Annotated in this window: 14 protein-coding genes; 1 reads left to right on the forward strand and 13 read right to left on the reverse strand. The window is 36.0% G+C overall.

The features are described from left to right. The first annotated feature begins 36 nt into the window (after positions 1–36). Positions 37–1,011 carry a M23 family metallopeptidase gene (locus HHU08_RS18645; protein ID WP_016202420.1) on the forward strand — a complete coding sequence of 325 codons (975 nt, stop codon included), beginning with the start codon at positions 37–39 and terminating at the stop codon, positions 1,009–1,011. Positions 1,012–1,083: 72 nt separating this feature from the next. On the opposite strand, the gene HHU08_RS18650 is transcribed toward HHU08_RS18645, so the two are convergent. The 13 genes from HHU08_RS18650 to HHU08_RS18710 all read right to left on the reverse strand — a co-directional run bounded on the left by HHU08_RS18650 (position 1,084) and on the right by HHU08_RS18710 (position 13,330). After that, the gene (locus HHU08_RS18650; RefSeq protein WP_169189021.1) at positions 1,084–2,178 is read right to left on the reverse strand and encodes an HD-GYP domain-containing protein; all 1,095 of its coding nucleotides are present in this window, start codon (positions 2,176–2,178) and stop codon (positions 1,084–1,086) included. A gap of 227 nt (positions 2,179–2,405) precedes the next feature. Beyond that, the gene (locus tag HHU08_RS18655) at positions 2,406–2,708 is read right to left on the reverse strand and encodes a YunC family protein (protein WP_016202422.1); all 303 of its coding nucleotides are present in this window, start codon (positions 2,706–2,708) and stop codon (positions 2,406–2,408) included. 95 nt (positions 2,709–2,803) lie between these two features. Continuing rightward, on the reverse strand, positions 2,804–4,162 hold the full coding sequence (locus HHU08_RS18660; RefSeq protein WP_169189022.1) for a bifunctional metallophosphatase/5'-nucleotidase: 1,359 nt from the start codon (positions 4,160–4,162) through the stop codon (positions 2,804–2,806). Between the two features lie 68 nt (positions 4,163–4,230). Next, a complete protein-coding gene (locus HHU08_RS18665) occupies positions 4,231–5,076 on the reverse strand; it encodes a DUF72 domain-containing protein (protein ID WP_169189023.1) in 846 nt (281 codons plus the stop codon). A gap of 567 nt (positions 5,077–5,643) precedes the next feature. Then, positions 5,644–6,447 carry a gluconate 5-dehydrogenase gene (locus HHU08_RS18670; protein ID WP_169189024.1) on the reverse strand — a complete coding sequence of 268 codons (804 nt, stop codon included), beginning with the start codon at positions 6,445–6,447 and terminating at the stop codon, positions 5,644–5,646. 163 nt (positions 6,448–6,610) lie between these two features. Further along, on the reverse strand, positions 6,611–7,441 hold the full coding sequence (gene kduI, locus HHU08_RS18675; protein WP_235678988.1) for a 5-dehydro-4-deoxy-D-glucuronate isomerase: 831 nt from the start codon (positions 7,439–7,441) through the stop codon (positions 6,611–6,613). A gap of 22 nt (positions 7,442–7,463) precedes the next feature. After that, entirely contained in the window at positions 7,464–8,468 is a 1,005-nt protein-coding gene (locus HHU08_RS18680) for a sugar kinase (protein WP_169189026.1), read from the reverse strand. A 2-nt stretch (positions 8,469–8,470) separates the two neighbouring features. Beyond that, entirely contained in the window at positions 8,471–9,118 is a 648-nt protein-coding gene (locus tag HHU08_RS18685; protein ID WP_169189027.1) for a bifunctional 4-hydroxy-2-oxoglutarate aldolase/2-dehydro-3-deoxy-phosphogluconate aldolase, read from the reverse strand. A gap of 267 nt (positions 9,119–9,385) precedes the next feature. Next, positions 9,386–10,144 (reverse strand): IclR family transcriptional regulator, encoded by a 759-nt coding sequence (locus HHU08_RS18690; protein ID WP_016202429.1) that lies wholly within the window; start codon positions 10,142–10,144, stop codon positions 9,386–9,388. A gap of 137 nt (positions 10,145–10,281) precedes the next feature. Continuing rightward, positions 10,282–11,076, reverse strand: coding sequence for an HAD family hydrolase (locus HHU08_RS18695; protein WP_169189028.1), 795 nt, complete (start codon positions 11,074–11,076; stop codon positions 10,282–10,284). A gap of 23 nt (positions 11,077–11,099) precedes the next feature. Continuing rightward, positions 11,100–11,660, reverse strand: a complete 561-nt coding sequence (locus HHU08_RS18700; RefSeq protein WP_169189712.1) for a sugar O-acetyltransferase — start codon at positions 11,658–11,660, stop codon at positions 11,100–11,102. Positions 11,661–11,694: 34 nt separating this feature from the next. Continuing rightward, on the reverse strand, positions 11,695–12,075 hold the full coding sequence (locus HHU08_RS18705) for a VOC family protein (RefSeq protein ID WP_101729224.1): 381 nt from the start codon (positions 12,073–12,075) through the stop codon (positions 11,695–11,697). A 22-nt stretch (positions 12,076–12,097) separates the two neighbouring features. Beyond that, positions 12,098–13,330, reverse strand: coding sequence for an MFS transporter (locus HHU08_RS18710; RefSeq protein ID WP_169189029.1), 1,233 nt, complete (start codon positions 13,328–13,330; stop codon positions 12,098–12,100). Positions 13,331–13,357 lie beyond the last annotated feature (27 nt).

The raw sequence follows: 13,357 nt of genomic DNA on the forward strand, positions 1-13,357 counted from the left end.
GAATATGAAGGGAGGGACTAATCTTTGCACAGATTAATGTTTTTAATCATTATACTTATGTTTTTACTATCTAACACTGTCACATATGCGAATGAAAATACAGATGATCCTTATACCAAAAGGATGGAACTCTACAAAAAAGTAGAAACATTATATCAAATTCCTTGGTATTATATAGCTGCTGTCGATCAATATGAACGAAATATACGCATCTCAAGAAAAGATATCCCTAAAGCAAAAGGATGGACTGGGATATATTTTACGAAAGAAAAGTGGGCCGGTATTATCAATCCAAATTCAGAGGACACGAACCCTTTAACCATCCCATTATTTGGAGGGCTTGGAGCGGATGGAGATGGGGATGGAAAAGCAGATAGATTTAATGATGAAGATATCCTTATCGCGTTCTCTAATTATATAAGCCAATACGGAATTGATGAGGAAAACTTCAAAATTGGTTTATGGAATTACTATAAAAGAGATAAAACAGTAAGTATCATAATGGGTAAAGCTGCCATATACAAGAATTTTGGTAGGCTAAATTTAGATGCTCATGCCTTCCCTCTTCCTCTAAGAAGTAATCACAGCTATCGCAGTACTTGGGGTGATGCTCGAGGATGGGGAGGAAAGCGAATCCATGAAGGAACAGACATTTTTGCAGACTATGGAGTCCCTGTAAAAGCGACTTCTTATGGAATTGTAGAAATGAAAGGATGGAATAATTATGGTGGATGGCGAATAGGAATACGGGACATTAATAATAACTATCATTATTTTGCCCATTTAAGTGGATTCTCGAAAGAGATTAAGGCAGGAATGATTGTTGAGCCCGGTATGATTATAGGTGGAGTTGGAAGTTCGGGATATGGACCACCAGGTACTTCTGGGAAATTCCCACCTCACCTACATTATGGGATTTATAAAGATAATGGGTATACAGAATGGTCTTTTGATCCATATGCCCACTTACGATTATGGGAAAAACAAGAACAGATAAAAGCAAAAAAATAAAAAATAATGACTACTCTTTACTTCCTTGGAGATAAGAATGAAGTTATTTCATTCTCATCTCCTTATTAACTTTTAGAAAGGATGTTGAATGGTATCGCATTCCGTTATCACAATAGAAAGATGTTCTTTTAAATCTAAGTCAAATGGAGGAATTTCTCTTCCTTGGCTCTCGACAATTCGTATAATTGGCCTTTCATTCATTCCTTTATTTTGTTTGCAAACAATGCCTTTGTCTCCATTAGATAACTTTACACTTAAACCATTAGGATAAAGAACAATAGATCTTCTAAAAGCCTCGACAATTGTTGCATCATATAAACGATTAGACCCTGTATATAAAATTTCTAGCGCTTCATGGGGCAATAAGGCATCATGATAAACGCGATTAGAAGTGATCGCATCAAAAACATCTGCTACAGCAATGATTTTTCCAAATAAATGTATATCCTCTTCTCCCAAACCTCTTGGATAACCAGAACCATTTAAGCGTTCATGATGCTGGTAAGCACAATGGGCAACTAATAGTGGCAAGGACTCCACTTTTCTTAAAATCTCAAAGCCTGCTTCTGCATGGTTCTTTATTATCTCAAATTCTTCTGCTGTTAGTTTTCCAGGCTTCGTAAGAATTTCTAAAGGAATGGTTGTTTTGCCAATATCATGCAAAATAGCACCTAACCCTAGAATTTCCATCTGTTTAGGTGAAAGTTTTAACTCTAACCCTAATGCCAATGTATAAATAGTTACATTTAAACTGTGTGAAAAAATATAATTATCATAAAGATATACATCAGACATAATGGATGAAAGACCTTCATAATTTTTTAATTCTGACAATACTTTTCCAACTAGTTTCTTAAAAGCAGGAGTGTTCTTCTCCATTACCATTGAAATATTTGTAGAATCAGCACTTTTTATCATATCGAAACTTTTTTCAATGGTTTGCATCGCTTCTATCTTAACCTGCTCTGAAATAATATCCTTTACTTTAATATCCTGTGTGTGCTTATCTTCTAAATAAACATAGCTGACACCAAAATCAAGCAACCTTTTTATAATTCTTTGCTCTAATCGGACTCCACTATTTACTAACACTTTTCCATGATTATTTAATATGGGCTTAGCTAAGATTGCACCCTCTTTTATATTCTTTGTCCCAACTAATCTCATGCTTTATTGGCTCCTAATAATTTGTATACAAACTATTATACCGTACTTTCTCTCCTGTTTCTTTATACCTATAGAAAGAAAATTAAAAATAATGTTAAGTAGTTAAATCGTAGTGTGCTTCTTTCTTTAGAAAAGACTATTTTCATAAAGTTTGTTGCAATAAAAAAAGAAGGCTTAACGAAAAGATAAATATCCTCCATTCGTTAAACCTTCTTTACAGCTTTTATTTAAACCATTTGTAACAATGCATCTTTTCCAATCATACCTTTATGGATTCCATACGCTTCGGCTTCTATTGTCACTGATTCTAAAGGTGCCTCCAGCAATTGTTCAATCGTTCTAACACCAACAGCTCTGCCAGCAATTATTTTTCGGTCTTTCAGCTTATCATTTAATAATCCTACATCTAGCGCTCCGCACATGATATAACCTTTATCATTTTTCACAGCAAGTAAAGTAGTTTTAGGCAATAGTACTGAGACCGCAATAAAGGTATGTCCCTTGATATCAACAGGATACACATCAATCATAATACTTCGTGCTCAACTCCTCTCTTTACCTTCATGGTAATTATATTCAAGAGAGAAGAAATTGATTCAGTGATTATTATGTCTCAAGAAAAATTTTAAGCTTTTACCTTATCGCGTAACGTATCAGCAAGAATATTCCGCATAAATTCTGGAAGAAAATAATCTTTCTTTGTTGCACGATAAATAGATGGGAAAAAATTACCGAACGTAAGCATATCAGGAACTGTAACGATGTATTCCTGATCAGCCTGTATTTCTTTGGAATGTATATAAAATTTTTCTCTTTCTCCAATTATCTCGCGTGTAATTCCTGCTGATATCATTCTGCCCATTAATGTTCCACGGAATCCAAGACCCTTTACAGGCAATGTCTCCCATTTTGCTGCTTTCATATCGAGCAAAATTTCTTTTAATTCAGCTCCTGTTAAAGTAACATTGCACGGATTAATTGGATGTGGACAAATCGATAATAAATCAAAGTAAGTGACATCTCCTTCATCCAATCCATTTAGTATTAACCCTTCATTAATAATGGCGCAATCTGAATGACACCAAGAAACTAATTTCTCACAGAGCATTTTTGCTAGGACTTCTCGAGAAATATGCGCATCTGTTGTGACTGCTTTTTCAGCTAATGCTTGCTTTCCTTGTAAATAATAATTTTCTATAATAGCTTTCTCTTCATGCGCAATTGGTAATTTGCTTGTATCATATAATATCGCTTTTTTATCGATTATATTTTTTGAGTCATCGACCTTTAATTCAATATGACCAATATAATAGCCGTACTTACCAGCAGCACCTTGAAGATTATTATTGATTAATTTCCCTTGGTGAAAAATATGATGCGTATGTGCACCTAAAATCACATCAATTTCTGGATAATTTGTTGCAATAACTTCATCATCGTTTATTCCTAAATGGGATAGCAATACTATGATATCAACATGTCCTCTAAGCGCTTCTACTTGTTGAGAAAGTTCTTGAATTGGCTCAGTCAATTTCCAGCCTAAGAGCTCATATAACCGCTCGAAATAGGCAGTAATTCCAATCACGCCTATTTTTGTCCCTTGGTCCGTCTCGTATATTTGATGAGGAATCGCCCAAGCTGGTCGTTTCCCATCACTCATATAAAGGTTAGCAACAATTACATCAAATAAAGCATCATCATATAAATGATCTAATGCCTCATAGGAGAGGGTAATTCCTTCATTATTTCCTATTGTCACAGCGTCATATTGTTCTTTATTTAAAAGCTTCGTATTAATTCTGCCTTTCGTCGCTTCAGTATAAGGATGAGACAAATCCAAATGGTCACCTATATCAAATAAATAAACAGCTTCGCCAGCCTCTTTATGCCATTTTTTTCTTTCACGCAGCAATTCATATATTCTTGGCCAATTTTCAAAATGGCTATGTAAATCATTGGTATGATATATGTGGATGACTTCCATCTTCTCGCCTTCCTTATTTTGTATTTTCTCTATTTGTTGGAGATGATTCCTTTTGCCTTTTCTCCCATTTAAAATAAATCTAATTGTCTTGGAGCTAAATTCGTATATTCTATATTTAGCAATTTAATAAGCTCTTTCCCATTGTCGGCAGCATCTCCACCAGAGTTATTATTAAAAACAACATAAATATCCCTACATATCTTTTCAAGCTGGCGAATATTTTCTGCCCACTCTTTTAATTCAACAGTATTATATCGGTATAAATAACGAACTTCTCGCCAGTTTGGATTATTGTTTTGCTGCCATCCATAATGATTTCTACCATGAAGACGAATCAGTACTTTTTCTTCACCGCCAACTTCCAGTACAGTAGGAACAGAACCTGGCTTTACTTGCGGTTCATCACAAATACTATGAATCCAATTTTCTTCCTTCATAAACCGAAGCGTTCCTTCTCGATACTTAGGCTCAAACCAAGACTGATGTCGAAATTCAAGAGCACGAGGAATATCTCCCATCTTTTTCCTACATGCTCTTAAATACTGGACATTTCCCTTTGTACAATCAAACCAAGGTGGAAATTGAAACAAGACCATTGCTAGTTTCCCTGCTTTTCTATACGGTACTAAGGAATCGATAAATGCAGAAAACATTTCTTCATTCGAGGAGTACGGAGTATCTTCGCGATTATGTCCCGTCATTCCTTGATATGCCTTTACAATAAACTGAAAAGAATCAGGTGTTTTCCTTACCCAAGTTTCTGCATTATGCACTGATTGCACCGCATAAAAAGAAGCATCCACTTCTACAGTAGGAAAATAACCGGCATATTCGAATAACTTATTTTGTGATGAAGTATTTTTTCCATAAAGACTAGTATGGTCTCCCCAACCTGTTAAACCAATATGAATCAATTAAATCACCTCTATAACAATGTCTTTCTCTAGGTGGAATTTATATGGATTAGACATAATTACGTTTAAAATCAAAACAATATTATTTAATCTTCCATACTAAATATCATATCATAATTACCTTAAATAACTAATAAAAAGCAAATGGACATAACTGCATTGCTCTATACCTGTTGTACGCCTTTTTTGATAAATGAATTAGTACAAAAGAAGTTGGGATATTTTTTTATCTAGTTTAAATATACTTACACATCTTAATTATCATCAGATTGAGGGGGGAGTCTTACTGTCCGTTAAGAGTGGGATAAAAAAACTTCCATCAATCGGGGGCTCATCCCCCACTGATGGAAGTTTTTTTATACAATTAAGAACACAAGAAATTAACAGATTGAGCTCGTGTTAACGTCAGAGGATGAAACACGGGATGCTTATATAGATTATTTGGAGACAAATTTGTTTTATCTATTATATATGCCACAAAATCAGCAAGATTATTGATTACTGCGTTTTATAAATTTAATTGATTAAACAAATGTTAGAGTAATATTATTTTATCTCTTTTATCATTTAAGGCTGTTTACCAATATAAGCCAATATTCCCCCATCAACATAGAGAATATGCCCATTAACAAAGTTTGATGCTTCGGATGCTAAAAATACAGCTGAACCAGCTAGGTCCTCAGGATTTCCCCAACGAGCAGCAGGTGTTTTTCCTATAATAAACTGATCAAATGGATGACGGGATCCATCTGCTTGCTTTTCGCGTAATGGAGCTGTTTGTGGTGTCGCAATATAACCAGGTCCAATTCCATTACATTGAATATTGTATTCTCCATATTCAGAAGCAATATTCTTTGTGAGCATTTTTAGTCCTCCTTTTGCGGCAGCATAGGCACTTACCGTTTCACGACCAAGCTCACTCATCATGGAGCAAATGTTAATGATTTTACCGCCACCATTTTGAATCATGTCGGGAATAACTGCTTTTGAAACGATAAACGGTCCATTCAGGTCTACATCCACTACTTGACGGAAGTCTTCTGCTGACATTTCTACCATTGGAATACGCTTGATGATCCCAGCATTGTTTACTAAAATATCAATGGGACCAACCTCTTCTTTGATTTGCACAATCGCTGCTTGCACCGCTTCTTCGTCTGTTACATCAAAAACATAGCCTTTCGCTTCTATTCCAGCTTCTTCATAACTTCGAAGAGCTTGCTCTACAGATTCTTGATTTAAAGAATTAAATACAATTTTTGCTCCCGCTTTTGATAGGGCGCTTGCAATTTCAAAACCAATTCCGTAAACTGCTCCTGTTACTAATGCAACTTTTCCGTCTATGCGGAATTTATCCATTCCAAATGTCATTTTTCTCTCTCCTTTTATCCCACTCTTAACGGACAGCAAGACTCCCCCCTCAAGCTTATGAGAATAAGAGGAAGCTAGGGAGATCAACTGTCCGTAAAGGCCCGATTGGTTCAACTAACCATCAGTGGGGGATGAAGGCCCCCCCATTGATGGAAGTTTCACTTTATTTCAATTTATCCATCGGAATCATATCCATATCCGTATAGGTGATATTCTCCCCGCACATTGCCCATATAAAGGAATAATTACTTGTACCAACTCCGGAATGAATAGACCAGCTTGGCGAAATAGCTGCTTGCTCACTACTCATAACTAGATGCTTTGTTTCATCTGGCTTGCCCATCATGTGGAAAATACGCGTATCCTCTTCCATATCAAAATAGACATATGCTTCCATACGTCTTTCATGTGTATGAGAAGGCATTGTATTCCATGCACTACCAGGTTCTAAAATGGTATAACCCATTTGCAATTGGCAACTTTCACATACATTTGGATGTATGTATTGATATATTTTTCGTTGATTTAATGTTAACGGTTCACCGGTTTCCATCGGTTTAATGTTATCAATACTAATTTTCACATTTGGATATTTGTGGTGGGCTGGCACAGAACTAATGTAAAATTTAGCTGGATTTTTTGGATCTTCAGAAAAAAAGACTACATGACGTGTTTCTTTGCCAATATAATAACCATCTTGCTTTTTCATTTCTTCTTTTTCTCCATCGATTTCGATATAACCAGGGCCTCCAATATTAATGACTCCAAGCTCGCGACGTTCCAAGAAATAATCTACACCTAATTGTTTATCTAAACTAATTTCCAATGACATTTCCGTTGGCGTAACTCCACCGAAAATCATGCGGTCATTATGTGTATAAGTCAAACTAATTTCTCCAGGTATAAACACTTTTTCTACTAAAAACTCTTTTCGTAATTGTTCTGTAGAGTAATGACGAATATCCTCTGGGCTATGTGTATAACGCGTTTCCATATTTTGCATTTTTAAGTCACTCCTATCGATTTATTTTTCCAGAGCCAGCTAATAAAAAGCTCTTGACCTCTGGTTCACTAAATTGATTACAATCACCATAAATAGTATGTTTTAAAGCAGATGCAGCTGAAGCAAAATTAATAATCTCCTGAGGAGTGTTTTGAACTAATATTCCATGAAGAATGCCTCCCGCTAAAGCATCCCCTCCTCCTACTCTATCAACAATGGGATTAATTAGATGTATTTGAGATTCATAGTAGCTGTCATTCATCCATAATGTTCCTATTAATTCATTGCTACTAGCTGAAAGTACTTTTCTTTTCGTAGAATATAAAATAGCGATATTTGGAAACTTCTTCTGTATTTCTTGATAGTAGTATACTAATTCATTATCATCGCCAGTGTATTCAGGAATTCCTAACAGATAGATAGCATCAAGCTTACCCGCTGAACAGTAGTCTACCAGCGGCAAAATTTCTGTAATTGTCTCTCCTGCTTCTTTTTGCGACCATAATTTACCTCGATAGTTAATATCAAAGCTGATTTTACAGCCAGCCTCTTTTGCCGCCTTTATGAGCGTAATAGTTGTTTTTTTCCAATTCGAGGATAAAGCAGGAGTAATACCTGAAATATGAAAGATATCGACATTTTTAAATAGTTCTTCCTTTTGCCATTCACTTTCAGCTATTTCCGCAAAACTCGAACCTGCTCGATCATAAATGACATTCGCTGCTCTTTCACCAATTCCCGCTTCCATATAATAAGTGCCCAATCTAGATCCCCCGCTTAAGAGGAAATCGGTATGAACGCCATAACGACTTAAATGCTTTTTTACTCCTTCTCCTACACCATTGTCTGGAATTTTGCTTGCAAAATAGACATCGTGGCCAAAATTAGCAAGTGAAATTGCTACATTTGCTTCTCCCCCGCCATAGTGAGCATGTAGATTTTCGGCCTGTGCAATGCGAATTCCAGAATCAGTCGAAAGACGAAGCATGATTTCACCTAATGTGACAACCTTCCCCATATTTATGCTCCTTTAATTTGATGAAATTTTTCCATATACTGACCAGCAACCTCTGTAACTTTATCAAAGTCTCCATTTGCTACGGGTGCTAATAGATTTCCTCCAACCCCTACAGCAACTACCCCAGCATTGAACCAGTTCTCCATATTTTCCAAGCTTACCCCGCCAGTTGGCATAATATTTAATTGAGGCATCGGCGCTTTGAAAGCGGAAACGATACTCGGTCCATAAGCACTACCAGGGAATAGCTTAATAATATCTACTCCAGCCTTTAATGCCTCTTTCATCTCCGTAATCGTTAAACATCCAGGAAGATAGGGTATTTGATAAAGATTACATAGTTCAGCCGTTTCTTTATCAAAATTCGGGCTAACAATGTATTCTGCTCCAGCCATAATTGCTAGACGAGCCGTTACTGCATCTAAAACAGTACCTGCACCAATTACAATATCCGAATCATGCTTATACATTTCCACTAATTCACTAATCGCTTTATCCGCATTGGGAACGGTAAAAGTTAATTCGATTCCCTTCATGCCTCCCTTGACGACTGCACTACTTGCTTTCACTGCTTCTTCCTTACTATTACCGCGAACTACCGCGATAACTCCAGCACTCTTTAAACGTTGTAACGTTTCAACTCGTTTCATTTCCACCACTCTTTTCTTATTTAGAAATACAAATTTATTATTAAGAAATATATAACTTGATTATACATACTTTTTTGAAAAATGTAAACGCATTCCTCAAATAAAGTGAAACTTCCGTTAGTGGGGAGTTATCCTTCCTCCCCCTCTGATGGTTAGTTGAACCAATCGGACCTTTGATCTCCCACTTATCTTCCTCGTATTCTCATATGCTTGAGAGGGGAGTCTTACTGTCCGTTAAGAGTGGGATAAAAAAATCGTCGAAACGATTTAGTGAGTCACAGCTTGCGTTAACTCATTTTTTGTCTCGACGATAGCCTTAATTATTTGATTTTTAAAATCTTCTGTGAGCCTATATTTTGGCATACTTACACTAAATGCTCCGATGATTTTCCCATCTTTTTTTAAAGAAGCTCCAATACAGAAAATATCTTTCTCCATTTCTTCATCATCAAAGGCAATGCCAGTTTCTCTAACTTTCTGTAATTCAGAAGCTAATTTTAAAGAGTTAGTTATTGTATGTTCTGTATACGGAACTAATGTGGTTGCCTTTATATAATTTAAGTATTCCTCTTCTTCTAATTCTGCAAGAACTGCTTTTCCCATTGCGGAACTATACAAAGGTCTTGTTATCCCTACTCTTGATGACATTCTTATTGTCTGATGTTTAGCCTCTAACTTATTAACATATAAAATTTCATTGTCTACGAGAACACCTAGGTGGATTGTTTCATCAATCATCTTTTGCAGTTTTTCTAAATACGGCAATGTTAGCTCTACTAAGTCCAGTTGGTCTACACCTTGATTGGCATATCGAATAAGCTTCGATCCTAATCGATAATTTTTATTTTTATCCCTGCTAACAAAGCCAATTAACAATAAAGTATCCAATATTTTCAATGTAGTAGAAGTGGTCATCTCTGTATTTTGGGCAATGTTTTGCAAAGACTGATTTGGATTTTCTGAAAGATGATCCATAATTTTTGCAGCTCTTAATAGGACAGTTCCATACGGTTTCGTTTTCTCCATTATACACCCTCTTTTCCAATAAAGAAATTATATACGAAAAGTGGGTAAAATAAAAGTCCTCTTAACCAAAATGTAAGACAGAAAAATTTTCGTGAAGAAATAGCTGTATCTACAAGGACATATTGAAGATATTTTTATCATAAGGTCAACATTCGTATAATTGTTTTCATTACAGCATCCTCTTCATTCGTACGGGTAATAAAATTTGCTGCATCTTTTAATTCTTCCACTGCATTCCGAACAGCAAAGCTATAGGTACTACGCGACATGAGTTCAATATCATTATAACCATCACCAAATGCCATCGTTTCTTCAGGTGTGACATTCAATATCCGCTGTAAGTGCTCGACCGTTGTACCCTTATGAACATTTGCATTAGCTATATCAATCCATGCTGCTTCAGATGCTACAATATAAGCAGATTCAAAAAAGGAAGATAGTTTTTCTTTTATTTCAAAACATTTAAGTAGTGGATCATGAATCGTTATTTTCACAAAATCATCTGTTATTTCTTCAAAGTCAGATACTTTGCTTACTTGCGCATAAGATTTTCTGACAATTGATGCTTCTTCAGGTGCAATGCTATCCTTTATATATGCACCATTTCTAGTACAAGCAATAATAGTATAATTTAGACTGATTTCCTCTAGTAAACGAATAATTTCTAATGCTAGCTCATTACTTAACAGAGATTCATAGACAAATTTCCCATTATGTTTTATTCGAGTTGCACTATCCCCTAAAATCCATATATCCTTTGCATCTTCTCCAAATAGCTCTTCGATGCGTTCGCATTGTTTGCCAGTAACAGGAGCAAAAGCAACACCTTTATCTTTCATTATTTTTTTTACATCTTTATACAGTTCCCTATTAAAATCACCGCTATTAGACAAAAATGTTCCATCCATATCTGTTAGAACTAATTTAATCATCGGAATTCCTCCTAAGCTAGTATTTATTCTTCGATTCGTTTAAGAATTCTTGCTGGATTCCCACCTACAACGACATTATCTGGTACATCCTTTGTTACAACAGAACCGGAAGCGATAACAACATTATTTCCTATGTTTACTCCAGGATTGATAACAGATCTTCCGCCAATCCAGACATTATCGCCGATATTCACTGGCTTTCCGTATTCGACTCCCGCTATCCTTTCTTGCGCATTTAATGGGTGTGTAGCTGTATAAATATGTACCCCTGGAGCGATGAAGCAATTATCACCAATTCTAATCTTACAAACATCTAAAAATACGCAATCAAAATTAACAAAGAAATTTTCTCCTACATGGATGTTATAACCATAGTCGCAACGAAAAGTAGGTTCTATGAATAAATTATTTCCAGTAGAACCAAATAATTGTTTTAATAATACTGTCCTTTTGCCTTCATCCGTTTCGAGTGATTCATTAAATATTCTCGTTTGTTTTCTAGCATTCATTCTTCCCTGTACTAGTTCTGGATCTGCAGGGTTATAAAGGTCTCCATTTACCATCTTTTCTTTTTCAGATTTCATTCGTTTCATCCCCTTTTTCTTTAATTTACCTTCTTTACACAGTCAATTCTAAAAGATTTCCTTCTGGATCTTCTATTACGCTTTCATAGTAGCCATCCCCTGTAATTCTTGGACCATTAACTAGGAGATACCCATCCTTTTGTAAGCGTTCAGTCAGCTGATTTACAGCTTCCTTACTTCCTACAGAAAAAGCAATATGAGCCAAGCCAACCCTACCATTAACATCCGGCTTATCTATACCTGATTTGCGCATAAGTTCTATGCGAGCTCCCCCTATGTATGAAATAAAATATGACTCAAATTTCTTTTCTGTATTGTGATATTTTGCGTTTGCAATCCCATCAAAGTATGTCGTATAAAATTTTTTCATTTCCTCTAAATCATGGACCCAAATGGCTATATGTTCTATTTTCATCTCTTCTCGCTCCTTTAAATGGTTAAACGGCTGTAGAGTTACCTTTTTTCGCCTTTTTATAATCCTTTTTATTTAATACAGCATTTAATTTTTCAGTGCCCCATAACATCATGGTAATAAAGCCTGCAATCATAAATGGAAAAATTCCTATTGTCGAGTGGGCAGCAATAAAACCAAGGAGAGGGGGTAAAAATGTACTACCAGTATAAGCAACAGCCATCTGGTATCCCATTATTGTTTGAGAATGTTTCTTCCCAAATCTTGCAGGTGTTTCATGCAACATGCATGGAAATATCGGCGCTAATCCTAAGCCGACCATAATAAACCCTACCAATGACCAACTAGATGGAAATGGCAGTAACAGAAGTACGGCCCCAACTAACGCAATTATTTGTCCCAATCGTATAAGCTTGCGATTACTCATTTTCAAAGTAATAAAGCCAGTGATAAATCTACCGATTGTAATTCCAGCGTAATACATAGAAACCCATTTTGCCGCTACGTCGATAGATATATTTTTTATATTAACCAGGTAACTGCTTCCCCAGAGCCCCACTGTTGCTTCTGCCCCACAATAAAATAAGAAAGATAGCAAAGCTAGCTTAATTCCGCTAATTTCCCATGCCTTTTTATTATCAAATTCTGTCTCATCCAATGAATTTTCGGGATTTTCTTGCTCATTCTTTTCATTAATCTTGCTGTTCTCTCCAACCTTTCTCCATAGAGGCAATGCGAAAAATAAAATAACCACTAACGCAAATTGCATACCAGCAATAGCAAGATAACCACTTCTCCAGGAATTCTGCGTTGAAATAAATTGGGCCATAATTATCGGACCCATAGTGGCGCCAACACCCCAAAAGCAATGAAGCCAACTCATATGATGTGCTTTATAGTGTGTGGCAACATAATTATTTAATCCCGTATCAACTGCTCCAGCTCCCAATCCAAGGGGGATAGCAAATAGAAACAACCATATGATAGAAGGTGCCATATAAAACCCAAAAAGTGCTCCAGCTGTCATTAAACAGCTGATAAACGTAACCATGCCAGTTCCAAATTTTTTAAGTACTGCTCCACTGATAAAACTGGAAATAATCGTTCCACCAGCAATTGTCATAAACAGCACTCCTGCAGTTTCAAGTGGCGCCTTAAAATCTAATTGCATCAAAGACCATGACACACCCAATAATGAATCCGGTAAACCTAAACTGATAAAAGCCAAATAAATGATTACTAAAAAGAATGTTGCCATAGATAACCCCCGCCTTACTTTTCTAAA

Source organism: Niallia alba (genome assembly GCF_012933555.1).
Classification (GTDB): Bacteria; Bacillota; Bacilli; order Bacillales; family Cytobacillaceae; genus Niallia; species Niallia alba.